The 24,045-nt window shown below is 51.5% G+C and carries 28 protein-coding genes; 23 read left to right on the plus strand and 5 right to left on the minus strand.

The genetic code is table 11. The annotated features are described in order from the left end of the window. The first annotated feature begins 3 nt into the window (after positions 1-3). Positions 4-891: a PP2C family protein-serine/threonine phosphatase gene (locus ACFQ88_RS01605; RefSeq protein WP_379451406.1), complete on the plus strand. Its 888-nt coding sequence runs from the start codon at positions 4-6 to the stop codon at positions 889-891. Positions 892-987: 96 nt separating this feature from the next. After that, a complete protein-coding gene (locus ACFQ88_RS01610; RefSeq protein WP_379451407.1) occupies positions 988-1,278 on the plus strand; it encodes a Dabb family protein in 291 nt (96 codons plus the stop codon). Between the two features lie 43 nt (positions 1,279-1,321). Here the strand turns inward: ACFQ88_RS01610 and ACFQ88_RS01615 are convergent, their stop codons facing one another. Both ACFQ88_RS01615 and ACFQ88_RS01620 read right to left on the minus strand, forming a co-directional pair. Beyond that, entirely contained in the window at positions 1,322-1,756 is a 435-nt protein-coding gene (locus tag ACFQ88_RS01615; RefSeq protein WP_379453530.1) for a DUF2269 family protein, read from the minus strand. Positions 1,757-1,858: 102 nt separating this feature from the next. Beyond that, on the minus strand, positions 1,859-2,191 hold the full coding sequence (locus tag ACFQ88_RS01620; RefSeq protein WP_379451408.1) for an ASCH domain-containing protein: 333 nt from the start codon (positions 2,189-2,191) through the stop codon (positions 1,859-1,861). Positions 2,192-2,292: 101 nt separating this feature from the next. Between ACFQ88_RS01620 and ACFQ88_RS01625 the strand changes: the two genes are divergently transcribed. From ACFQ88_RS01625 to ACFQ88_RS01635, 3 genes are all read left to right on the plus strand, one after another. After that, the gene (locus ACFQ88_RS01625) at positions 2,293-3,348 is read left to right on the plus strand and encodes a M42 family metallopeptidase (RefSeq protein ID WP_379451409.1); all 1,056 of its coding nucleotides are present in this window, start codon (positions 2,293-2,295) and stop codon (positions 3,346-3,348) included. Positions 3,349-3,363: 15 nt separating this feature from the next. After that, entirely contained in the window at positions 3,364-5,286 is a 1,923-nt protein-coding gene (locus ACFQ88_RS01630; RefSeq protein ID WP_379451410.1) for an ABC-F family ATP-binding cassette domain-containing protein, read from the plus strand. Between the two features lie 146 nt (positions 5,287-5,432). Beyond that, positions 5,433-7,046, plus strand: a complete 1,614-nt coding sequence (locus tag ACFQ88_RS01635; RefSeq protein WP_379451411.1) for an ABC-F family ATP-binding cassette domain-containing protein — start codon at positions 5,433-5,435, stop codon at positions 7,044-7,046. A gap of 99 nt (positions 7,047-7,145) precedes the next feature. Here ACFQ88_RS01635 and ACFQ88_RS01640 read toward each other — a convergent pair whose 3' ends face one another. Next, entirely contained in the window at positions 7,146-7,355 is a 210-nt protein-coding gene (locus tag ACFQ88_RS01640) for a hypothetical protein (RefSeq protein WP_239634640.1), read from the minus strand. Between the two features lie 106 nt (positions 7,356-7,461). Between ACFQ88_RS01640 and ACFQ88_RS01645 the strand changes: the two genes are divergently transcribed. From ACFQ88_RS01645 to ACFQ88_RS01685, 9 genes are all read left to right on the plus strand, one after another. Then, positions 7,462-7,980 (plus strand): hypothetical protein, encoded by a 519-nt coding sequence (locus ACFQ88_RS01645; protein ID WP_239634641.1) that lies wholly within the window; start codon positions 7,462-7,464, stop codon positions 7,978-7,980. A gap of 78 nt (positions 7,981-8,058) precedes the next feature. Then, positions 8,059-8,370 carry a thioredoxin family protein gene (locus ACFQ88_RS01650; protein ID WP_379451412.1) on the plus strand — a complete coding sequence of 104 codons (312 nt, stop codon included), beginning with the start codon at positions 8,059-8,061 and terminating at the stop codon, positions 8,368-8,370. A gap of 25 nt (positions 8,371-8,395) precedes the next feature. Continuing rightward, complete coding sequence (kapB, locus tag ACFQ88_RS01655; RefSeq protein WP_239634643.1) at positions 8,396-8,779, plus strand: kinase-associated lipoprotein KapB; 384 nt, start codon at positions 8,396-8,398, stop codon at positions 8,777-8,779. 39 nt (positions 8,780-8,818) lie between these two features. Next, complete coding sequence (locus ACFQ88_RS01660; RefSeq protein ID WP_379451413.1) at positions 8,819-10,189, plus strand: sensor histidine kinase; 1,371 nt, start codon at positions 8,819-8,821, stop codon at positions 10,187-10,189. After that, positions 10,190-10,843: a response regulator gene (locus tag ACFQ88_RS01665; protein ID WP_379451414.1), complete on the plus strand. Its 654-nt coding sequence runs from the start codon at positions 10,190-10,192 to the stop codon at positions 10,841-10,843. Positions 10,844-11,050: 207 nt separating this feature from the next. Then, entirely contained in the window at positions 11,051-12,124 is a 1,074-nt protein-coding gene (locus ACFQ88_RS01670) for a Gfo/Idh/MocA family protein (protein ID WP_379451415.1), read from the plus strand. Between the two features lie 10 nt (positions 12,125-12,134). Next, on the plus strand, positions 12,135-12,791 hold the full coding sequence (locus ACFQ88_RS01675; RefSeq protein WP_379451416.1) for a trimeric intracellular cation channel family protein: 657 nt from the start codon (positions 12,135-12,137) through the stop codon (positions 12,789-12,791). Positions 12,792-12,821: 30 nt separating this feature from the next. Next, positions 12,822-13,322 (plus strand): hypothetical protein, encoded by a 501-nt coding sequence (locus ACFQ88_RS01680; RefSeq protein ID WP_379451417.1) that lies wholly within the window; start codon positions 12,822-12,824, stop codon positions 13,320-13,322. A 170-nt stretch (positions 13,323-13,492) separates the two neighbouring features. Continuing rightward, positions 13,493-14,227, plus strand: a complete 735-nt coding sequence (locus ACFQ88_RS01685) for a hypothetical protein (RefSeq protein WP_379451418.1) — start codon at positions 13,493-13,495, stop codon at positions 14,225-14,227. A gap of 74 nt (positions 14,228-14,301) precedes the next feature. Here ACFQ88_RS01685 and ACFQ88_RS01690 read toward each other — a convergent pair whose 3' ends face one another. After that, on the minus strand, positions 14,302-15,003 hold the full coding sequence (locus ACFQ88_RS01690) for a response regulator transcription factor (protein ID WP_379451419.1): 702 nt from the start codon (positions 15,001-15,003) through the stop codon (positions 14,302-14,304). Positions 15,004-15,267: 264 nt separating this feature from the next. On the opposite strand from ACFQ88_RS01690, the gene ACFQ88_RS01695 reads away from it, so the two are divergent. Together ACFQ88_RS01695 and ACFQ88_RS01700 are read left to right on the plus strand one after the other, a co-directional pair. Beyond that, positions 15,268-15,465 carry a Spo0E family sporulation regulatory protein-aspartic acid phosphatase gene (locus ACFQ88_RS01695; RefSeq protein ID WP_239634654.1) on the plus strand — a complete coding sequence of 66 codons (198 nt, stop codon included), beginning with the start codon at positions 15,268-15,270 and terminating at the stop codon, positions 15,463-15,465. A gap of 87 nt (positions 15,466-15,552) precedes the next feature. Next, positions 15,553-15,708 (plus strand): hypothetical protein, encoded by a 156-nt coding sequence (locus ACFQ88_RS01700; protein ID WP_379451420.1) that lies wholly within the window; start codon positions 15,553-15,555, stop codon positions 15,706-15,708. Between the two features lie 100 nt (positions 15,709-15,808). Here ACFQ88_RS01700 and ACFQ88_RS01705 read toward each other — a convergent pair whose 3' ends face one another. Beyond that, a complete protein-coding gene (locus ACFQ88_RS01705) occupies positions 15,809-16,126 on the minus strand; it encodes a winged helix-turn-helix transcriptional regulator (RefSeq protein ID WP_239634658.1) in 318 nt (105 codons plus the stop codon). 267 nt (positions 16,127-16,393) lie between these two features. On the opposite strand from ACFQ88_RS01705, the gene ACFQ88_RS01710 reads away from it, so the two are divergent. The 7 genes from ACFQ88_RS01710 to ACFQ88_RS01740 all read left to right on the plus strand — a co-directional run bounded on the left by ACFQ88_RS01710 (position 16,394) and on the right by ACFQ88_RS01740 (position 24,044). After that, positions 16,394-17,317, plus strand: coding sequence for an ATP-binding protein (locus ACFQ88_RS01710; RefSeq protein WP_379451421.1), 924 nt, complete (start codon positions 16,394-16,396; stop codon positions 17,315-17,317). Positions 17,318-17,364: 47 nt separating this feature from the next. Next, the gene (locus ACFQ88_RS01715) at positions 17,365-19,305 is read left to right on the plus strand and encodes a vWA domain-containing protein (protein ID WP_379451422.1); all 1,941 of its coding nucleotides are present in this window, start codon (positions 17,365-17,367) and stop codon (positions 19,303-19,305) included. A 52-nt stretch (positions 19,306-19,357) separates the two neighbouring features. Beyond that, complete coding sequence (purT, locus tag ACFQ88_RS01720) at positions 19,358-20,545, plus strand: formate-dependent phosphoribosylglycinamide formyltransferase (RefSeq protein ID WP_379451423.1); 1,188 nt, start codon at positions 19,358-19,360, stop codon at positions 20,543-20,545. A gap of 36 nt (positions 20,546-20,581) precedes the next feature. Beyond that, positions 20,582-21,076, plus strand: coding sequence for an acyl-CoA thioesterase (locus tag ACFQ88_RS01725; RefSeq protein WP_379451424.1), 495 nt, complete (start codon positions 20,582-20,584; stop codon positions 21,074-21,076). A 68-nt stretch (positions 21,077-21,144) separates the two neighbouring features. After that, positions 21,145-21,933: a TIGR00266 family protein gene (locus ACFQ88_RS01730; protein ID WP_239634666.1), complete on the plus strand. Its 789-nt coding sequence runs from the start codon at positions 21,145-21,147 to the stop codon at positions 21,931-21,933. Between the two features lie 47 nt (positions 21,934-21,980). Next, positions 21,981-22,253: a hypothetical protein gene (locus tag ACFQ88_RS01735; protein WP_239634667.1), complete on the plus strand. Its 273-nt coding sequence runs from the start codon at positions 21,981-21,983 to the stop codon at positions 22,251-22,253. A gap of 81 nt (positions 22,254-22,334) precedes the next feature. Continuing rightward, entirely contained in the window at positions 22,335-24,044 is a 1,710-nt protein-coding gene (locus ACFQ88_RS01740; RefSeq protein WP_379451425.1) for a sensor histidine kinase, read from the plus strand. Position 24,045: the final 1 nt, after the last annotated feature.

Raw genomic sequence — 24,045 nt, forward strand, 5'->3', positions numbered from 1 at the left:
AAGGTGCGAACAACATTTGCCGTAAACTGGCATTACGGAGTTGCGACTCATTCGGGATGGTTTCGGATGATGAATGAGGACCGCTCCATGCTTAGAATAGGAACGACGAAACGAGGTGAGCCCTACGCTGTGGCAGTGATTGCCGATGGCGTAGGAGGAAGCGGGGACGGGGAGAAAGCGAGCGAAACCGCCTTTGAAATAATCAGAGGATGGCTCGACAGAGAACTGAAGTCCGTACTCCGCGATCCTGTAGATTGGGACAGGCTGGACCATTCCGTCCAGCGATTGTTTCATGCAATCAATGAGAAATTGTTAATGATCGGAAATCGTGCAGGAAGTCAGGTGAGCACCACACTGACCCTGCTTTTTCTGCTGAATGAAACCTTTTTCTTATGCCATACCGGAGATTGCAGAATCTATCGTTTTAACGGGAGTCGTTTGAGGCAAATAACAAAGGATCAGTCTTGGGTTTCCAGTCAAGTCCGCTTGGGACGGCTGACGCAAAAGCAAGCGCAGGTCCACCCGAAACGCCATATTCTTCTCCATTGTTTAGGAGTAAGTAAGGAACTGAATTTATACCGCCGGACCGGATTTTATACGAAAAACAGCTTGTTCCTGCTTTGTAGCGACGGCTTGTACAACCGGCTGTCCGACTTGGCGGTTGAACGCTTCTTGACCGAACAACTTCAATCTGGTGCGGATATGCAGCTCATTTGCGATAAAATCGTCGATAAAGCGCTGGATAAACGGTCTCCGGATAATATAAGCGCCGTGCTTCTTCAATCTCTTGACAGCCATTTCAATCCGCTGCAAAGGGCATGGCACAGGGCGAAAAATATTGATAAGCTATTTCCAGTTGAATGGAGAAAATGGTATAATAAGCTGTCATGAAACGATGGGCGACAGCGCGGAAGAGCAAACAGGCAACTACGATAAGGAAGTCTATCGGGAACATTGAATTCGAGACCACAAAGGAGACATTGTACAATGCTAACTCATGTCGTTTTTTTCAAGCTTAAAGATCGCAGCCCGGAATCTATACAAGCTACTGTTGACGTATTGGAGAATATGGACGGTAAAATTCCTGTGCTGAAATATATTGAGGTTGGCACGGACGTTCTCCATTCGGAACGTTCCTACGATATCGCCCTTATCACGAAGTTCGATTCGCTTGAAGATTTAAGCGTGTATGACAACCATCCGATTCACGTGGAGGTCAAAGCACATATGAAGCAAGTGCTGGATGGAACGAGCGTTTGCGTTGATTTTGTCTCTTAATAGCTGCATCATTACAACGAAAACCGGCTCGGGTGAACGATGGTCACCACAGAGCCGGTTTCATTATCATAAGCCACAGCATTAGGAAGAGAACGAATAGATAAAGATACAACGCGCGGGCCAGCTTATCCACGAGCCGTGTTCTGTCATGATCGGGCTTACGCAATTGACGGATGGTCGGGGAAAACGCCCTGGCCATGAATAGCACGGAAGCGAACAGCACGACGAACGTTCCGAATAACCATGGAGTATTCCATGGCCAATCACCGAGCCACATGAGCAGCAATCCGGAGAAAACCAAAACATGGCCGCAATGCTTGGAAAGTCGGACGACGAAGTGAAAGGAATCCAGGTATGCGCTCAACAGCGGCTCTTCAGCCGTGCGAAGCTTGGCTAGCATAGGAATAAGGACGAAGAATGGACCGATGGATACCATCGCGCTTACAGCATGGATAAAAACGAGCCAAGGATACAAAATGAAGCCTCCAAACTTGAAAAGGTGAATAAAACAGTGTAGCATTCATGTATTGAAGGCTACACTGTTTTTGGCATGCAACTGGCCTTAGGAGCCAACGTGTACTTATTGCACTGGACGGAATTCGTGAACCCACACTTTCATGTGCGGAAGCCAAGGCATGCCGGCATGCATGGAAAGGATGTAGTTCTTGTATTCTTCCACACTGGAGTAGCCTTCCATTTGAACGGCTTCATCCGTAAGCTCGCCGAGCGATTGCTGGTACACTTTGTGCACCTCAAATTTGTGGCCGTTAAGCTCCATGATTTCACCCGGATCGGCGTAACGACCGTTACGGCGGGTCGCCGTTTTTTCGCCTTTAATGACTTTTTCCACGTCAGCGGCTACGGTCACGAGGCGTTCGATGGTACAGGTTTTTGGCGGCAATGCTTCAGACATGATGGTAATACCTCCCTGATTTTATTCATTTGATAGCTTACACGAAATAAATAACGATAGCAAATGCTTCGTAATCAATAGAAGAAACGGAGTGCAGTCCAATGAAAAAGCAGATCAATCAAGAATATGTTTTGCGTCTTCTAGAACAGCTGCTTAACACGCCGAGTCCGAGCGGATTTTGCAGCACAATCATGAAAGTCATAGCCAAGGAGGCCGAGGCGCTCGGATACTCGATTAGCTATACGAAAAAAGGCGGAGGCCTGATAACCGTTCCGGGCAAGCAGCCGAATCGTGTCGTCGGCTTGTCCGCTCACGTTGATACGTTGGGAGCTATGGTGAGAGCGGTCAAAAAGAACGGCTTCCTGCGCTTCACATCGGTTGGCGGTTATATGATGGGAGCGGTGGAAAACGAGTATTGCAAGGTGCACACAAGAGACGGGCGAACCTACGAAGGCACGATTTTGACAACCAAGCCTTCCGTGCATGTATACCCGGATGCGAGGGAGTTCAAACGCGAGGAGTCGGTTATGGAAATTCGCCTGGATGAGCCGGTGAAAAGCGATGAGGACGTCAAGAAGCTGGGCATCGGCGTCGGCGACTTTATTTCTTTCGATCCGCGGGCGCGTTTTCTGGATAGCGGATATATCAAATCGCGGCATCTGGATGATAAAGCCGGTGTAGCGGCGTTGTTCGGTCTTCTGGAGCTGTTGAAGCGGGAGCAAATCACACCGGAGTATACCCTTCAGCTTGTAATCAGCACTTACGAGGAAGTTGGACACGGAGCGGCTTATTTGCCGCAAGAAATCGATGAGCTGCTCGCTGTGGACATGGGTGCGATGGGAGATGATCTGTCCTGCACGGAGCGGGATGTTTCCATCTGTGCCAAAGATTCTTCAGGTCCATACGATTACGAAATGACCTCCAAATTGATTGAGCTGGCCACACGCGAGAAGCTGGATTATGCCGTGGACATTTATCCGCAATACGGTTCCGATGCGTCGGCTGCGCTTCGTGGCGGAAGCAATATTCGAGCCGCATTGATCGGTCCGGGCGTACACGCATCGCACAGCATGGAAAGAACGCATCAGGACGCTATTTGGAACACGATCGCACTGCTCACGGCTTACGTAACCGAAGCATGGGGAACCAACGCATAAAAGGGGCTGGTATCATTGAATATTGTAACGATTGAGCATTTTTGCAAAAGCTACGGCGACAAAGTATTGTTCGACGACATTTCATTTCAAATCAACGAAAAGCAGCGGATTGGCCTTGTCGGAGTCAATGGAACCGGAAAATCGTCGCTGCTCAAAGCGATGGCGGGACTCGAATCCGTCGATTCGGGCAAGCTGATTCATTCCAATCACTTCCGGGTGGAGTACTTGCCGCAAAATCCCGAGTTCGACGGAGAGTCGACCGTGCTGGAGCAGGTGTTTTACGGCGATACGCCGCTCATGCAGGTGCTGCGCGATTATGAAGCGGCATTGTCGGAGCTGCAGCTGGCTCCGGAAGACGAGAAGAGACAATCCCGACTGTTCGCCGTTCAGCAAAGAATGGACGCCATGAATGCATGGGAAGCCAATACAACCGCCAAAACGGTATTGACGAAGTTAGGCATTCATGATTTTTCGCAGAAGGTGGGGGTACTCTCCGGCGGCCAGCGCAAAAGGGTTGCAATGGCTAGGGTGCTAATCCAGCCAGCGGATCTCCTTATTCTCGACGAGCCGACGAACCATATTGACCATGATACGGTCGAATGGCTCGAGGAGTTTTTGGGGAAATGGAAGAGCGCGCTTCTGCTCGTTACGCACGATCGTTATTTCCTCGACCGCGTAACGAATCGCATTATCGAGCTGGATCACGGCAAGCTGTACAGCTATGAAGGTAACTATGCGGCATTTCTGGAGAAAAAAGCGGAGCGCCTCGAGCGCGAGGCAGCGGAGGAAGACAAGCGGCAAAACATGCTGCGCCGGGAGCTTGCCTGGCTGCGTCGCGGAGCGAAAGCTCGGACCACGAAGCAAAAAGCGCGCATCGATCGCGTTGTCGAGCTTAGAGACCGCAAAGTCGACGGACCTGCAGCCAAGCTGGAGATGGCCCTTGGAGCGAGCCGTTTGGGCAAGAAGGTGATTGAGCTGGAAGGCGTGAGCAAATCGTTCGACGGACGCAAAATGTTCGATCCGTTCAGCTATATTGTACTTCCGGACGACCGGATCGGGATCATCGGCCCTAACGGGAGCGGCAAGTCGACGATGCTCAACTTGATAGCCGGCAGACTGCAGCCGGATGAAGGCACGATAGACGTCGGAACGACCGTCAAGCTAGCGTATTATACGCAGGAAAATGTAGAAATGGACCCTAAGCAGCGGGTCATCGAATATATCAAGGACGCGGCGGAAGTGATCCGCCTGGCTAACGGAGAAGCTGTGACGGCGGCACAAATGCTGGAGCGCTTCCTGTTCTCCCCGGCGCTGCAGTGGACCCCGATCGGCAAGCTGTCCGGCGGTGAGCGCAGACGACTGTACTTGCTGCGCACGCTGATGGGTGAACCGAACGTGCTGCTGCTCGACGAGCCGACGAACGATCTCGACATCCAAACGCTGACGATTTTGGAAGAGTACCTGGAAGACTTCCCGGGTGCGGTCATTACGGTATCCCACGACCGGTACTTTTTGGACCGTACAGCGGACCATTTGTTTGCATTTGAAGGCGGAGGGCATATCCGCCACTTTTTCGGAAACTACACGGAGTATATGGAAGCCGTTAAACAAGAGGAGCAGGCGGAAGCGAACGACCGCAAGCTGCAGGCACCATCTGCCCAGTCCACCGTGGAAGCGCCGGAGCGAAGAGAAACGGCGAGAGCTCGCAAGCTTTCCTTTAAGGATCAGAAGGAATGGGATGAGATCGAAGGCAAAATTGCAGCGATTGAGGAGCGTCTTGTCACTATTAAATCGGAGATTGAACGGGCGGGCAGCGACTACGGCAAGGTTCAGGAGCTGTACGTGGAAGAGCAGAAGCTCACCGAGCAGCTTGAGCAAACGATGGATCGTTGGGCGGAGCTGTCTGAACTGGTGGAGCAAATTTCGGCAGGCAAATAGACAGGACGGTACTTAAGCTCATGCCGGCGCATGCTCCATAGCATTTTTTGCAATGTAATGGGAAATGCCAGCCGGTTTGTGGTATAATCTGTGATTGGAAGCTTTGAGGGCGTTATCGTACTAAAATGAGAGAGTAGGTTGTATCGATGATTACAGTTAATAATGTCACTTTACGATACGGAAAAAGAGCGCTGTTCGAGGATGTAAACATCAAATTTACACCGGGTAACTGCTATGGTTTGATCGGCGCGAACGGCGCGGGCAAATCGACATTTCTGAAAATTTTATCCGGTGAGATGGAAGCGAACAAAGGAGAAGTCAGCATCACCCCGGGCGAGCGGATGGCAGTATTGAAGCAGAACCATTTCGAATACGACGAAGTGGAAGTGCTGAAGACCGTAATGATGGGTCATGTGCGTCTGTTCGAGATTATGGAAGAGAAAAATGCGCTGTACGCCAAGCCCGACTTCTCCGAAGAAGACGGAATGCGCGCAGCGGAGCTTGAGGGTGAGTTCCAGGAGCTGGACGGCTGGCAGGCGGAATCCGACGCAGCTGAGCTCCTGATCGGTCTCGGAATCGGCAAAGAGCTGCATGAACAGAAGATGAAGGAATTGGGCGGTAACGAAAAGGTACGCGTATTGCTTGCGCAAGCGCTGTTCGGAACGCCGAACATTCTGCTGCTCGACGAGCCTACCAACCACTTGGACATCGAATCTATCAACTGGCTGGAAAACTTCTTGGCCAAATTCGAAGGCACCGTTATCGTGGTATCCCATGACCGTCACTTCCTGAATCAGGTATGTACGCACATTGCGGATATCGACTTTGGTAAACTCCAATTGTACGTAGGTAACTACGATTTCTGGTATGAATCCAGCCAATTGGCTTTGAAGCTGACCCGCGAGTCGAACAAGAAGGTGGAAGAAAAGCGTAAAGAGCTTGAGGCGTTTATCCAGCGCTTTAGCGCGAACGCATCCAAGTCGAAGCAGGCTACTTCCCGTAAGAAGCAGCTGGAGAAGCTGACACTGGAAGACATCAAGCCGTCCACGCGGAAATATCCGTTTATTAAATTCCAGCCGGAACGCGAAGCGGGCAAACAAATTTTGACCGTGGAGAAGCTGAACAAATCCGCTGAAGGCGAGCAGCTGCTGAATAACATCAGCTTCACGCTGAATAAAGGGGATAAAGTAGCTTTGGTCGGTCCGAACGGTCATGCCAAATCGACGTTGTTCCAAATCCTTATGGGTGAGGTCGAAGCGGATTCCGGGGAGTACACATGGGGCGTTACGACGACGCAAGCTTATTTCCCTAAAGAGAACTCGGCATACTTCAATAGCGATATGAACCTGGTGGATTGGCTGCGCCAATATTCCAAAGATCAGGACGAGTCGTATCTCCGCGGATTTTTGGGTCGGATGCTGTTCTCCGGCGAAGAAGCGCTGAAGAAGGCAAGCGTATTGTCCGGGGGAGAGAAAGTGCGCTGCATGCTCTCCAAAATGATGATGAGCGGAGCGAACGTGCTCATTCTCGACGAACCGACGAACCACTTGGATCTGGAGTCGATTACGGCTCTGAACAATGGAATGGTCGATTTCGACGGAACGATGCTGTTCGTATCGCATGACCACCAGTTTATCCAAACGGTTGCTAACCGGATCATGGAGATCACGCCTAACGGTCTGATCGATAAAATGATGACGTACGACGAGTACCTGGAAAGCGAAGAAATCAAGCAGCTGCGCGCTAAGCTTTACGCTTAAATGAAATGAAAAAGGATGAGCTTCAATATAAGCTCATCCTTCTTTTCGATGTAAAAAGGTATCCTTGTGGCGAAGCAAAACGTTCCGCCTAAGGCCCGCTTAGCTCCCGCCGGTACGGCGACGCTGATTGTTAGGCTTTTTATTGTTTTGGCTTCTCATCACAGCGCTGTTGCCGCCGCGCAGTTGTGGGTTCGCTTTTGCATCGTGCTGCTCTTGCTTCTTCTGGGCAAGCTTGTTTTTAATAGCGTCAGCCAGGCTGACCTTCTTAGGCTCTTGTCCGGATTCGACGTTCTGATTCTCGTCAGACATTGATGTAACACCTTCCTTGAATTGGATGATTTCATTGTACTGATTTGTCCCATAGGAAGCAAGTGAAAAATATAATATAATCAACTTACCAGATATGAGGAGCGTTATGTTCGACCCTACGATTTTTGACAATTTAAAGGTAGTATTTGAAGGCGCCATGTATGACTTGGACCTCGGAGGATCGGTGCAAATCGTGAATCGGCTCGACAGGGTGGAGCTGTCTACGATGTCCCGCAGCTTCAGCATGGAAGCGGTAAGACGTCCGGGCGGAGTAGTGAAGGGCAGCTTTGTATTAACCGCATCGTTGGCGGATTTATCGGCAGAGCTGCTGGCGGAGCCGGGGAAACAGCCAGGCTGCAGTCTTGAGCTTGCCTTCACGTTTCCCGTCAGCGATATAGACAAGGATTGTGCCGAAGCGGAACAGCTGATGCGCTCCATTTGGGGCGAAGGGCCGGTCATCCGGCAGACGGTGCATACGGCTTACGGCGAGCAGCCGAGACAGCTCCGTAATCATCTGACCGTTCATTTTGTCAGGAAGCTCGACGAACGGCAAATCGAGGATATTCCCAGCTTGCTGGAGCATATGGAATCCAGTATGGAGCAGCTGGATCAATCTTTCAGGTAATTTGCGCATAAGGCCGGGGCAAAAGAAGCCGGTCATCGCGACGGATTCGGTATCGTCAGAGGAAAAGGGGGGCCGGCTGTGGAAGATTGGACGGAACAACAGGTGAAGCAGCTGTCAGCTCATCCTGGCAAGCGAATGTTTATTTATTTTTATACCCCCATGTGCGGAACCTGCAAAGTAACGGAGCGAATGCTGGAGGTAATTTTGGCTATGAAGCCGGAGCTCCCCATAGTTAAGTGCAACATTAATTTCAGCCCCGACCTTGCGCAGCGCTGGCAGCTGGAGAGCGTTCCCAGCATTGCCTACGTTGTAGATGGGGAAGCGGCGGATAAACGGTATAGAATGCAATCCGTAGACGATCTGCTCCGATGGTTCCAGCACAAGGAGTAGCACAATTCGACAAGGAGGAATAACTATGAATCATAGCTTCGAGATCGGCAGCATCGTGTCAGCCGAATATAAGACCGGGGAGTACGTAGGTGAGGTAGTGGAGCTGACCTCGTCATCCAAAGCGGCTGTTAAAATTTTGGCGGTCCGGAAGCATCCGACCCAAGGCGATTTGCACAATCCGATGAACCCGAACGTTGCCTTTTTTCACCAGCGCCGTGCGCTTGCGTTCCAGGAAATCGCGTTGATGCCGTTGTATACGATCAAACCATTCCACGGAACGGTTCCGGAATATAAAGCGTCCTTGGAACAAGCTCTTTTGTCTGAAATTCAAGGGCTCAAGCAAACGATTCAATGGGCGGAACGCAGCGTTCAGGAGCTGGAGCAATTGAAGAAGGATTACGCCCAGTAGCAAGACGATAATCAAGACGGAACTGGAGAGTCGGCTTCGATGATGTTTGTTCTTATTGGGTTATGGACGATCGGGCTTCTGCTTATAGTGACGGACCCGAAACGGCGAACGACCCGTTGGATCGCTTCCATTGCGTTTACCGGGGGCTCCGGAGGCTTGTCGGCGGTCATTGACGACACTCTTAAGCCTCTTTTTTACGATAAGGGATGGTTGACGGAGCCTGTTGCCAAGATTCTTATCCAGATTGAAACTACCTGCTCGCTCATTTGCTATTACGGGCTGCCCTATACGTTTCTGATGTTCACGATTGTGTATCATCCGAATTATGCCGTATGGTCCTCGCGGAAAACCTGGGTTCCCTGGGCGCTATTGGTTCCAGTACTCCTATCCTTCGGCTTTGATCCCGTTAAGGACGACCCTATCCCGTACCGCTATGTTACCTTGTGGACGACGCCCTATATTATGGCGGGTATCGCGATCTTGGTGCATGCGACGTTGAAGGAGCGCAACACCTTTTTTCGCAAGCACAGGATACTGACCACGTTAGCCGCGGCGCCCACCTTGTTTTTTGCCTTATTTACCTTATATGTGCTGCCTACTTATTTCGGACTTTATGAAATGTGGCGCTACAATTCGTGGCTGATCGGGTTTACGCTGGCTGTCATCTTGATTTCCAGCTTCCGTTATGGCTTTATGGGCCTGCAAATCTCGATTCAAAATCAAAAGCTCGATTATACGTTGAGAGCGATCACTTCAGGAACTTCGATCTTGAATCATGCGATCAAGAATGATGTAGGCAAAATTCGGCTGTTCAGCGAAAAAATCCAGTCCGAGGCGGACCAGCCCGATCCGCACCAGCTTCGTGACGATATTCGGGTCATTATTACCGCTTCTCAGCATATATACGATATGATCTACCGGATTCAAGGGCAGACGCAGGATGTGGAGCTGCATCCCGACAATGTTCACCTGGATCAGCTATTGGAGCAATGCGTAGCGACGCTGCTGCCGGCAATGAATGAGATCGAGGTTGAACGGGACTTCCGCTACACCGGAACGATATGGGGCGATAAAGCGCAGCTGGCCGAGGTGTTCACCAACGTCCTTACCAATGCTGTAGAAGCTATGCCGGGCGGAGGGCTGCTGACCGTCAAGCTGACGGAAACCAAACGCAATATTACGGTGGAAATCAAGGATACGGGCATCGGTATGGATAAAAAGCAGCAGAAGCAGGTGTTCGATCCTTTCTATACGACCAAGGGCGGCAAGAAATTCAATTTCGGCCTGGGGATGTCTTATTGCTATCACGTCATTCAGAAGCACAAAGGGTCTATGCATATTCACAGCAAGCCGGGCGAAGGCACAGCGGTGTTTATTAACTTTTCCAAAAAAGAGAGGGGGAAACGCTAATTGAACCGGATTCGAGTGGTCATCGTTGAGGACGATCAGGATTGGCTGAGGGGATTGTCCAGCTATTTGAACAAGCAGGAGGACATCGAAATCGTCGGCACCGCTTCGTCCGGGCAAGATGCCGTAAGCCTGCTGGAGCAGGTGGAGGCGGACGTCGTATTGATGGACATTATGATGTCGGACAGTCCGGAAGGGATATGGGCCGCGGCCGAGATTGTGCAGTGTACGGGCGCAAGGGTTATCATGCTTACCTCAATGGAAGAGAAGGAGCTGATCTTCGAGGCGTTCAAGGCGGGAGCCGTCGATTACATGGTAAAATCGAATTTTACGGAAATTCCCCAGTCGATCCGCAGCGCGTACGCCAACCGGAGCTCGATCTCACCCGGCGCGGCCGCCCAGATGAGGGAGGAATTCCGGCGCCTGAAAAAGCTGGAGCAGGAAATTCGCGTCAAGGAGCTGCGCGATCTGCTGACCCCGACGGAAATTCAAGTGCTGGACCTGATTGAAAAAGGATTTACGCAAACACAAATTGCGGATAAATTCGTAGTATCCATTCGAACGGTCAAAGTGCATGTCGGCAATATATTGCGCAAGCTCGGAGGCAAAAGCAGCAAGGAAGCGGCGCAAAAAGCAAAAGATATGGGTATTTTGTAACGGCGGAACGGTCATCCATGACGGTTTTGGCCGTTTTTTTGTGTATTATCGAATTATTAAGATCGATGGCTCCAAGCATAGAATTGGATAGAATTCAACGTCATAGCTCCGTCAGGTGGAGGCATTTTACGATAGCGTAAATCCGCACGCATATGGTATATTTAATGTCGGCTTGACTAGTGACAATGAATGGAGGAACCCGTGAACATGAGTGCTGACAGCCAGCTTCATATTGGCGTTATCGGGGCCGGAAATATCGGCAACGTGCATATTAATGAGTTTAAGAAACTGCCTGACACGAAGATTACAGGCATCACCGACGTTTTTCTGCCTTCCGCAGAAGCCAGAGCGAAAGAACACGGAATTCCTAATGTATATGCGAATTATGAGCAGTTGCTCCAGGATTCGAGTATCGACGCGGTAATCGTTGCGGTTCCCAACCAATTTCATGCGGACATTGCAATCCATGCGTTGAAGGCTGGGAAGCATGTATTGCTTGAGAAGCCTATGGGGATCCATGCTGCAGCAGCAAAGGCGATTGTCCAAGCTCATAAGGAAACCGGCAAAACGCTGATGATTTCACATCAAATGCGCTGGGAGTCGATCAACCAGCAATTGAAGGAACAGATCGACAAAGGCGCTTTAGGACATATTTATAACGTTAAGACGGGTTGGCTCCGCCGCAAAGGGATCCCGGGCTGGGGCACATGGTTTACGCAAATGTCCAAATCCGGCGGCGGTCCGTTAATCGATATCGGCGTTCATATGCTCGACTTGTCGCTGCATCTGATGGGCAATCCAAAGCCGGTTTCAGTGTTCGGAACGACCTATGCGGAGTTTGGACCGAAACGGCGCGGGATCGGTACATGGGGCACGCCGGATTGGAACGGCACCTACGATGTCGAGGATTTGGCTACCGCATTGATAAAAATGGATAACGGCAGCACCCTGACACTTGATGTTAGTTGGGCGGCGCATACCGATATGCTGGACAACCAGCCGTATATTTACTTGATGGGTACGGAAGGCGGAGCTTCGCTGCGCGGCGGCAAAGGGAAGCTGTTCACCGAAGTGTTCGACCGGACAGCCGATGTCGAGCTGACTCAGCCTGCCAACGATGCAGGTCCGCGCGTCCGGATGAGCCGTCATTTCGTGGATTGCATCCGGGAAGGCAAAGAACCGCTGACTTCCGGTTTAAGCGGCTTGACGAACAATTTGGTGCTGGAAGCCATTTATGAATCGTCCCGTACGGGCAACGTCGTAACGTTGGATTGGAATTGATGCGCACAACATGAGCGAGCTACTCGAATTGAATTTACAGCTGTTCAGCATAATCGGCACGATAGCTTTTGCCGTCAGCGGCGCCGTAGTCGCCATGGAAGAGGATTACGATGTGCTAGGGGTGTTCGTTCTTGCCTTGGTAACGGCTTTCGGTGGGGGCGTCGTCCGAAATCTGCTCATCGGGATTCCGGTGACGACCTTGTGGGAGCAGGGCTTATACTTGAAGACCGCGCTGATTGCGGCGGCGCTAGTGTTCATCGTACCTACAAGCTGGATCAAGCGCTGGAAGACTTGGGAATCGCTGTTCGACGCGATTGGGCTGGCCGCCTTTTCCATACAGGGAGCCTTATATGCGACGAATATGAACTCGCCTATCAGTGCGGTTATCGTTGCGGCGGTCATGACGGGAATCGGCGGAGGTATTATCCGCGATGTGCTCGCCGGTCGCAAGCCGCTTGTGCTGCGCGATGAAATATACGCCGTATGGGGCATGCTGGCAGGCCTTCTGATAGCGCTCGGATGGTTCCTGGGATCTTATCCGTTGTTAGTTTTATTTGTGTTGATCGTTGTGCTGCGTATGCTTTCCGTTGTATTTAAATGGCGTTTGCCGCGGCGCTCGCTTCGTTTGGCGGATGAGACCGTAACTCCGGCCAAATGGCACGGGTAACCGCAGGCAATTCAATAGGAGTGAATGATGATGGTCATGTCGTTCGTTGAAATGAGACGAATTCCTTCCGATTGGCTCCAGGAGCGGCTGGAGACGGTCAAGCCGTTGAAAGAAGAGGCGCTGGAAATGTATGAGGTCGCCAAAGACAAATTGACCGGGGAGCATTATTTGCACTATGCTTACCTGCATAAGCAGATTGCCGCTATCGGACCGGAGAGCAACGGGGAAGAAACGTTTCACCATTTAATGCCTCTGACAAGCGACGATGTTCTCGGCTTGGTATTCGGTGAGCAATCCTACGAGTATCCGGAGAACTGGTCGCAATCGTTTTTACGCAATGGTCCGGACGGCGATTACGTATGGTTCGACCCGTCCTATACCGATCAGGAAGCGGAGAGCGAGGAGATGGGTGTGAACCTGCAGGAGCAGCTGCTCCGGTTCAAGCAGTCGTCGGACCGGTCGGAAGAAGCCGTTCGTAAGCTGTTGGAGGAGCTCGATCGGACATTAGGGAAAGACGATAACGGATCATAAAAGCAAAAGAGGGAGCCCGGCTGATGCTGTCATGCATGCGGGTTCTTTTTTTGTGCAGAGTAACAGCTCCAACCGAAGGAATGGCTGAACTTCGTTCAGGGCAAGCGTATATTTTCCTGCTCATAACTCATCCTAACCATAGAAGGATGAGACATTTGAGGAGGTTCACCATGCGCAAGATGCACTTACGGAGTGTCATTTGGAGTATAGCGATAGCAGCGGCTGTAATGGTTCTCATGGCCGGCTGCAATCAGAACAAGAACAAGCAGCTGGGAGCCGGCTTGCAATCGGGCGACCACCACGCTTTATATGACCGGAGCAGCTTGAATAACGAAGATAATACGCTGGGTGTCAAGCCGAAGTGGGAGAAGCAGCAGGTTTCGGGACCGGAACCGGACAATCCGGGCGCGTTCCGGCAGCTGGATATGAACAATCCGCATTTGACCAAGACGTTTCGGTTCGCGCCCGAAATTTCAGCGAGAGTAGAGCAATTAGCCGGGGTTGATAAGTCAACCATTATCATTACGGAGAACAATGCGTATGTTGCTCTGGTGCTGGACGGACATCAGCCGGACAAAGAAGCGCATCCGGAAATGATGGCCAATTCCATTACGCCGAAAGGCGGAGTAGGACTATTCGGTACGGACAAAGGCTCTCACCGGTTGAATTGGTCCGATCCGGGCGGATTAAGCCATGCCATGTCGAATCGCATTTCCGGCCATGTGCTTGCGATGTCCCAGCCCGGCGTCCAGCGGGTATTCGTATCGGCGAACCCGAATTTCGTTCAGCGAATCCGGTTCTACTCGATGGAGAACGATCGGGGAGTCGATTTGTCAGTGTATATGAACGAGTTCAACACGATGATACAACGGGTGTTTCCGAACGATCACAATACGCGTCAATAATGAACAAAACTCCTGAACTAGGCTTGCTGCCGGTCAGGAGTTTTTATTTGGAATCGTTCATTTCCAAGACAAGCTTATCCGTTAGAGACGGATTTATGACTCGAATTTATATCCGACACCCCAACGGTTTTAATATGCTTCGGATCCTTGGGGTCCGACTCGATTTTTTTGCGAAGATTCGTAATATGTACGTCTACGGAGCGCTCGGTTACGAAGGAATCGATGCCGCGAATTTTATTTAACAGCTCTTCTCGGGAAAAAACTTTGCCCGGATGGAGCCAAAAATGTTTCATTATCTCAAATTCCGAGTAAGTTGTTTCTACAAGCACATTATGGACAAACACGCTTCTTTTCTCGATATCCAGCTTCACTGCCTGCGGCGGCTCAGGCGGCGGTGACGCGGCTGCTTTGGACATTGCCGATCTTCGAACCAGGGCGCCGGTTCTTGCTGCCAGCTCTCTCATACTGAACGGCTTGCACAAATAATCGTCAGCGCCGATCACAAGCGCTTTCACCCGTTCGGAAACTTCGCTTTTGGCGGATATCATCATGATCGGTATCAAAGAATTCGCGCGAAATTCTCTGCAGAGCTCAATTCCGTTCATATCGGGCAGCATCACGTCGAGGATAATGACATCAGGGTCTATCGTCTGAAACAGCCGCTTGCCTTGTTTGGCATCGGAAGCGCTGTGCACCGTGTAATTTTCTTCGGATAAATAAATGGAAATCATATCCGCAATGCTTTGATCATCTTCAATAAGTAATATGGTCGACATGAACTCCTCCTCCTTGATACATATGGGGAATAGTGAGAAAGGCAAACTATAAAGTTGCCATCGAATGTTAAGAAAGTATTAGCAAAATCAGTCGAAACGGGCTGTTTTTTTACCAAAGTCTACAACTTTTTTAAAACAATTCCGTCATAATAGGAAGTGTAGAAAACACAAGTATTTTTACTGTAACTGAAAAACAAGTGCAGGACAAGCTTCAATTTTCCTATGAATCGTGTCAAATTGATGAACAACAAGGAGGTTGGTTCCATGAAATTGCCAGTACGATTGGAACATAAAATCCGCTTGTGCATTGATGCATTGGAAGAGATGGTTACAGTGAAGGGATACGATCTGACGAATCCGGACGTCGTGAAAAAGAGCAAGGAGCTCGATCGTTTAATCATCCGCGCGATGCATCTGCAGAGGGAGAATAGAAAGCATCGGGAAGAACCTGTCAATACATAAATCGGCTTTGCCGTCAAAAGCTTTATAGAAGATGGGGGATTTCACAGGGCACATGACGCGGCGGTTTGGATTATCGGAGAATGATAGGTGGAAATCGCCAATAAGATAGGAAACGCTTATTTTCTGACACTCGTCAAGGTAAGCGGCAAAATAGACGAACACCTCGGGTGCTCGTCTATTTCTTTTTTGCTGGAAGAGGATAAAATGAACGGGGCTTGGCATCCGGATCTCATGCTCACGTAAGCGAAGGGCTATACGCGAATGCACAATCGGTTCAGATGCCAAGCCCTCGAAATAGGTTCACTGCTCGATGCTCTACAGTCATTGGGTAAGTCAATGTCGATTATTTGACCCACTGCTCGCCCCACTGACCTACTGCAACCATAACAGGCTGTAGAGCCTTGCCTTTGTCCGTCAGCTCATACTCAATTCGCACGGGTGTCTCCGGGTACACATGCCGGTTAATAATGCCAGCTGCTTCCAGCTCCTTGAAACGCTCGGCCAGCATGCGATCGCTCATTCCGGGAATCATTTCGGAAATATCCTTGAACCGTCTAGGTCCATGCAGCAGCGATTGAATAATCAAGCCTGTCCATCGTTTCCCCAAAAGCTCGAAAGCCGCTTCAAACTTGGGACATAGCTGATAATCGTGATCGGCCATGTTTGATCATCTCCTTCTTCTCTATAGTTTAACATAAGTTACTTGTCAAAAGTAAGCCCTTTTCTACAATCCGATGAAATTCCGTTATTGTGATGGTTGTTGCTCCTATTATACTCCTTATCTTATGCTTTCGCATACATCGGTTTGATTAAGTAAAAAGTTGGTATGTGGCGCTAGGCGGTTTTGGGTAAACCGATCCGATTAGGTGTTGAAAAATTTCACATAGTAAAGTATAACAACGATAGGTAACTTAGGAGAATGCCTTGAATGGAAAGGACAGATCACATGATTGAAGTAGAACCATTAACGCGCTCGAAGCTTCCCGCCCCGCTGCTTAAAAGAATATTGGAGAAGCGGGAGTTTCTGCGGCATTCGTTGGATGCCGAAGCTTTGAGCTTAATCGGAGACGACGGATACCGGGCGCCGGACGAGCATGTGCTGGACGATGCGATAGTATCTATGGCGTTAGGCAAAAACGTGCTTCTTAAAGGGCCGACAGGCTCGGGAAAAACCCGCTTGGCCGAAACGCTGTCGTATTTGTTCGGCCAGCCAATGCACGCCGTCAATTGCTCGGTGGATTTGGATGCGGAAGGGCTGATCGGCTTCAAGACGCTTGAGGTCGAGCTGGGGCAATCCGCCGTCCGGTTCGTTCCCGGACCCGTCGTCAAGGCGATGACGCTCGGGCATTGGCTGTATATCGACGAGATCAATATGGCAAAGCCGGAAACGCTGCCGCTCATTAACGGCGTGCTGGATCATCGCCGGACCATTACGAATCCTTTTACCGGCGAGATTATTCGCGCCAAGGAAGGCTTCGGCGTTATAGCGGCCGTCAATATAGGCTATGTCGGCACGGTTCCAATGAATGAAGCGTTGAAAAACCGTTTTGTTGTCGTAGACGTCCCTTATTTGCAAGGGGATAAGCTGCTCGAGCTGCTAAAAGAAAAAGCGCGGTTTACGAATGGTTCTGTGCTGGAACGTTTCGTCCGTTTGTCGTCGGATTTGCAGGAGCAGATCCGCTCGGGACAGCTTTCGGATGAAGCTGCATCCGTACGGGCGCTTATTGATGCGTGCGATTTGGCCGCTTATATCCCAACGTTGCGTGCAGTGCAGCGCGCCATTGCAGACAAGCTGGACGACGAACGGGAAAAGGCGCTTGTGATGAATTTGGCGGAGACTTATTTTGATTAACGAATGCATCTTAGGCTCTGCAACAAGCGATATGAAGGAGTACGGATATGCGATTTGTTGAGAATGAAGTGGACGCTTTCTTACGCATGCAGCTTCTTGATTTGGCCAAGGCGCTCACAGGCATTGAGGATCTCGGGCTGGAGCTATCGTATTTATCTTATTATAATCATCGGGAAAAATTGCTGGCGGTCAGCCAGTTTTGGAGCTATTACCCGGAAGAGATCAAGCTTACAGGCATGAAGACGGACGTCTATTTGCGCGGAATCGGCAGCTCGTGGTTCACGGATTCTACCGTTATAGCCTCTTATTTGGATTGGATCAAGTCAATCCGGCTGCCGATGCTGGCCAAGCAATGGCTTGCGCTTTGCGAGGAGAGGCGGCTGATGTCGCTATGCCTCCGTCATCGGCCTGGTACTGCAAGCAGCTTATCGATGCGCAGCGCGATGTATGCGAAGCATTTTGCCGGCAAGCGCGCCTCACATTCGGATCGCGGCGAGCAGGCGGATGCGCTGCTCAGCGGATTTGCAGAAGCAATCTATCGCAATCGCAATCTCGATGCGTTGGAAGGGCTGAACGGACTGTTGGCTAAGCTGCCTGGAGATGCACGTCCAGCGATTGAGCGGCTGCTAATTGATTTGAAGAACGATCAGTTTAAGAGCACGCAGGAGCTGGCGGAACGGTGTAAGGCCTTATTCACGCTATTGGACGATTGGAACGGTTTGGGCGGCGACTCCCGAGCGCAATATTTTTCCTTGCAGAAGGATTCCGGGACGGACGAGCCATTGTCCTGGGAATATATCGGCGAGCTGAAGCGCAAAAAGAAAGGGATGCACGAGTCCGTGCTCCCGATGAAGCAAGAGGAAGAGCGCCCTCAGCAGGGCGAGAGGCTCCCGACCTGGCACCGGGAAACGAAGAAGCAGGAGGAGAGCCTGCTTCGATTCGACAGCGAGCAGGGCTCGAAGGCCGGTCTGCTCAGCGATCATGTGCGCGAAGCCGACAGCGGGGATCAAGCCTTGGGAATTGTGCAGGGCTCATCACAGGCGGCTCAGCGTAATGAGCCCGAGCTTCCTGCTACTCAGCCGCTGGAGCGGATGGACACCGGGCTGAGCGGGAAAGCGGACGCTTACGGGGCGTTGAACCGGAAAGCGGTGCCGGTGTTTCGTCCTGCGGAGCCGCCCGATGCCGATGCTTATATTCGCTATAACGAGCTGCATAAGGGAATCGCTCCCTTGATTCATAAGCTGAAACAGACCATTCGCATGACCATGGAGCAGAAGCGGATCGCGCCACGGGATGAGCTGTTGTCCGGCAGACTGAGCCGTAAGCTCGTGAGGGCCGCGTGGGAGCCGTTTCCGCGATTGTTTTACAAAAAAAGCAGCCCATCGACAGAGGTCGACGCCGCTTTTTGCCTGCTTATCGACTGTTCGGCTTCGATGTATGATAAAATGGAACAGGCTCATCAAGGGATTGCTCTGTTCCATGAGTCACTTCGAGCGCTGCGTGTGCCTCACGAGATCATAGGCTTCTGGGAAGACGCCGACGAAGTGACCGAATCGTCCAGCCCCAATGTGTTCCATGTCGTCACGGACTATATCAGCAGTTTGACGGACAGTGCGGTTGGACCTAAGCTGCTGCAATTACAGGCGGAGCAGGACAACCGGGACGGCTATGCCATCCGCATCGCTTCCGAGAGACTGATGCTGCGCCCGGAGAAGCAGAAGGTGCTGCTCGTGTTCTCGGACGGGGAGCCATCCGCAGCCGATTATCATGAGGAAGGCATCGTTGACACGTGCGAAGCCGTTCTGCGTTCGAGAAGAAGCGGAATAGAGGTCGTGAGCGTATTTCTCGGTAACGGCGAGATCAAGGATACGGAGCGCGAAACCATGCGGAACATTTACGGTAGACACAGCGTGCTTGTTCCTGATGTTGCCGATATTACGGCACAGCTCGGTCCTTTGCTGCGAAAAATGCTGTTAAGCAAGCTCTAAATGATTTTTGCCTGTTATGCAAGTTATTTCAATTTGGGAGGAACGATAGTACATGTACGGATCGCCATTATCAGGTCAAGCCAAAAAAATGATGCTGCTGGGCTCGGGAGAGCTGGGGAAGGAAGTCGTCATCGAAGCGCAGCGGCTAGGGGTCGAGACGATTGCCGTGGATCGCTATGGACACGCTCCGGCGATGCAAGTCGCGCACCGCTCTTATGTCATTAACATGCTCGACGGGGAGCAGCTGCGCGAGCTGATTATGAAGGAGCAGCCGGATTTGATCGTGCCGGAGATCGAAGCTATCGCAACCGAAGTGCTTGTGGAGCTCGAACAGGAAGGCTTCCGGGTCGTTCCGACGGCGACAGCGGCAAGACTGACGATGGACCGCGAGGGCATTCGCCGTCTTGCGGCAGAGACGCTGCAGCTTCCTACGGCCAAGTTCGAATTTGCCGACAGCCTGGAGGAGCTGAAGCAAGCCGTCGCCAAGATCGGTACGCCTTGCGTGATCAAGCCGATCATGAGCTCGTCCGGCAAAGGCCAGAGCGTATGCCGTTCGTTCGATGACGTCGAGACGTCGTGGAACTATGCGATGGAAGGCGGACGAGCGAAGAAGACGAGAGTTATCGTGGAGGAATTCATCCACTTCGAGTCGGAAATTACGCTGCTGACCGTCCGCTCCGCATCGGGAACTTCCTACTGCGCTCCTATCGGCCATGTGCAAAAGGACGGCGATTACATAGAATCGTGGCAGCCTCACCAAATGACCGAGGAACAAATTGCCGAGGCGCAGCATATCGCCAAAACGATTACCGATGCATTGGGCGGCGCGGGGATTTACGGCGTCGAGCTGTTCCTGGGCAAAGATCGGGTTTATTTCAGCGAAGTATCTCCAAGACCTCACGATACCGGAATGGTCACGATGGTGACACAGGATCTCTCGGAGTTCGCGCTTCATGTGAGAGCGATTCTCGGCTTCCCGATTCCGACGATCCGTCTGCTGACTCCGGGAGCATCCCATACTTTGAAAGCGGCGGAAGAGCGGCAGGATTTCACGATCGAAGGGCTGGAGCAGGCGCTGGCGCTGCCTAACACGCAAGTCAGAGTATTCGGCAAGCCGGAGACGAAGGTTGGCCGGAGAATGGCCGTCGCGCTAAGCAGCGCCGACGATGTGGAAACTGCTCGCCGAATCGCGGAGGAAGCGGCAGGCAAGCTTAAGCTGGTCTATCCTTCCGGCCAGTGACACAATCCGAATGAGCAGCAATGGAGGAGAAGATGGATGGAAGCAAAGGCAGCCAGTTTATCCCGCACGACGATGAGTGACATCATATTCCCTTCCGATACGAATTATCATGGTACGATGTTCGGCGGCATCGTGATGCGATATATCGATAAAATCGCTACGATTGCAAGTATGCGGCACTCCCGCCGCGGTGTGGTGACCGCTTCGAGCGACAGCCTGGACTTCCTGGCGCCGGTTCGCGTCGGGGAAGCGATCCTGCTGGAAGCCTTCGTATCCTGGACCCACCGCAGCTCCATGGAGGTTTACGTCAAGGTGGAGTCGGAGAATTTGTTCACCGGGGAGCGGAAAACGACGGCCACGTCATTTCTGACATTCGTCGCGCTGGACGATGAAGGGAAGCCGACGCCGGTGCCCGCGGTCATCCCCGAGACCGAGGAAGAGCGCAAATTGTACGCCAGCGCCCAGGAGCGGTACCAGGCGCGCAAGAAGCGCAAGGAAGAACGGGCGGCAGAGTCGTCCAAACAGGCATGACGATGCAGCCGCATTTCAGGTATGATATAGTGTACGTATAGTGTAAAGTAATGGGAGGGATTGCCACTATGAATGCTCACGAAATTGATTACCGGATTTGCGGTTCGGAAATGCAATATGTCGAGATTGAGCTCGACCCGTCCGAGAGCGTCGTTGCGGAAGCGGGAAGCTTGATGATGATGGATGCCAACATCCAGATGCAGACGATCTTCGGTGACGGCAGCGACGATAACAAAGGATTTATGGGCAAGCTGTTCGGTGCGGGCAAGCGGCTGCTGACAGGGGAAAGCCTGTTCATGACCGTATTCACGAATCAAGGCTACCAGAAGGAAAGAGTTACGTTCGCGTCGCCATATCCCGGCCAAATCCTGCCGATGGATCTATCCCAGCTCGGCGGCAAGCTCGTGTGCCAAAAAGATTCATTCCTGTGCGCGGCTAAAGGCGTATCGGTAGGAATTGAGCTGCAGCGCAAGCTGGGTGCAGGCTTTTTCGGCGGCGAGGGCTTTATTATGCAGAAGGTCGAAGGGGACGGACTGGCCTTCGTTCATGCCGGCGGCGCCATTTGCGAGAAAGTGCTGCAGCCGGGCGAGCTGATCCGGGTGGATACAGGCTGTCTCGTAGCCATGACCCAAGATGTCGATTACGACATTGAGTTCGTAAAAGGCATCAAGACCGCGATATTCGGCGGCGAAGGCCTGTTCTTCGCTACGCTTAGAGGTCCGGGGCGCGTATGGATTCAGTCGCTTCCATTCAGCCGGTTGGCCGACCGTGTATTGTCCGCATCGCGTGCCGGAGGCCGCAAGGAAGAAGGCAGCATCCTCGGAGGACTCGGCAATTTACTTGACGGGGATAAGTAAAACAAGCTATTATTCAAGATACAATACATAAGAGAGGTGCTGAAACAATGGCATATCAACCACAAGTCGTCGATGCCAAAATTGTCAGCAACAACCCGAAAAACGGATTGTTTGAAATTGTGGTCAATTTGAAGGATCGTACATCCTGCCGTCTTATCTTCGAGAAGGACGGAGAATCCGGCGAAGCTCGCGTAACGCATGTGAATCGTCTGCTGAAAGAGCCTTGCCCGATTTGCCGCAAAGACTTTTTGTGCAATTGCATGGCTAGCTATAAGGAAGAGCTTCAGGCGCAGGCTTTGCAATTAGTAGGCACGCCGTAAAAGAACCCGTGAACCCGTGGGCCTCCAAGCCCATGGGTTTTTTTCCAAACAAATATGGATCGCCCCAGGTGATAAACGACGATGATTCGTTTGCTGATTTACTTGATTATGGTCTGCTCCTTGTCTATTACAGGAACGTTGATGTTCTATTCTTACAACCTTTGGTCGGGCGAACGGCGCGAAATGTCAGATCAGGTGAGCCGGCTTCACGAGCAAACGCTGCAGAGGCTCCGGCAAACGTTCAATCAAATCGACTATATGGCGCGTAATGTCGGGAACGACTACGTCATCCAGCGGCTGACCGAGGGGCAGGCTGCAAGAGACTCCGCCGAAGAAAGGTCAATGCGCGATTATGCGGATATGCTGATCAAACAGCAAACAACGCAGCTTCCTTATATTACGGACGTATGTATTACGGTCAGCGACAACCCGTTCATTCTGTGCACGAACTCCGACGCGGCCTCTTCGCTTCTGGATACGCAAAGGCTGATCATGCAAAGACAGGACAGGCTCATTGTGCCAAGAGTAAATGAAGGCGCCGCCAGCTCCCCTTATGAAGTGATCTTCGTATCGCCGCTTGTCGACCGCAAGACGAATGTTGTCCGCGGCTCGATCCAATTCATGGTCTCGCTGGACTCTATCATGAAGGATATCTACGGCAAATGGCCGTTGACCCGCCATCAGCTGATGAATTCGGATGGCGATGTAATGTATTTGCGGATTCCGCCCGGGAGCCCGGGGAAACCAAACGATTCCGATTGGAAATGGTCGGAAACATCGCAGCTGCAGTGGAAGGATGACACCGTCATATCCCAGCAGTCCGTCGATCTGCAGGGAACCTTATGGATATCGAGAATCGAGGCACCGCAGGTGTTGGAAAAGGCGCACAGCACGACGGTTCAGCTGACTATACTGCTTGCCACCTTCATTTTGCTGCTTCTAGGCATAGTCAGCACGTATTTGTTCAAGCATTATCTTACGAAGCCGATGGATCAATTGCGGCGGCTCATGAATAGGGCGGAGCTCGGCGATTTCAAAGCTTATTGGGTCAGTAAAACGAGCAAGGAATGGAGCGAGCTTGGGGAGAGCTACAACCAGATGCTCAACCGGCTGGAAGAGCTGATCAAGCAGGTCAAACGGGAAGAAGCGTTGAAGAAGGAAGCGGAAATGGAAGCACTGCAATACCAGCTGAATCCTCATTTTTTGTACAATACGCTCAATACGATCAAATGGGTGGCCAAAATGCACCAAACCCCGCAAATTGCCGAAGTGGTCACGTCCCTGGTCCGGCTGCTGCAGGCGAGTCTCGGGAAGAAAGGCGACTTTATTACGATCCGCGAGGAGATCGGGCTCATTCACGATTATATGGAGATTCAGTCGTTCCGTTATGGCGACCAGGTTCAGCTGGAATGCAGCATCGATCCGATGGCCAACCAATGTCTGGTCCCGAGAATGATTTTGCAGCCGCTGGTCGAGAACGCCATTATTCACGGCATCGAGCCCGGAAGGCGATCCGGCTGCATCGTGATCCGCATTTGGCTGGATGTACCAAGAGATCTTCTTTATTGCCAAGTCGAGGACAACGGAGTAGGGATGGCCAGAGAATCGTGGGATAATGAGGCGTCCGCGGCATCCGTAAGAGAGCGGATGAGCGGGATCGGACTCCGCCACATTCGTGAAAAAATCAAGCTGTATTACGGAGAAGGCTACAGTATGCAAATGATGAGCAAAGCCAGGGAAGGCACGACGATCCGGCTTACAATGCCTGTACATCAAAGCGAGGTAGGATAAT

The organism is Paenibacillus sp. NPDC056579 (genome assembly GCF_042793215.1).
GTDB lineage: Bacteria > Bacillota > Bacilli > Paenibacillales > NBRC-103111 > Paenibacillus_S.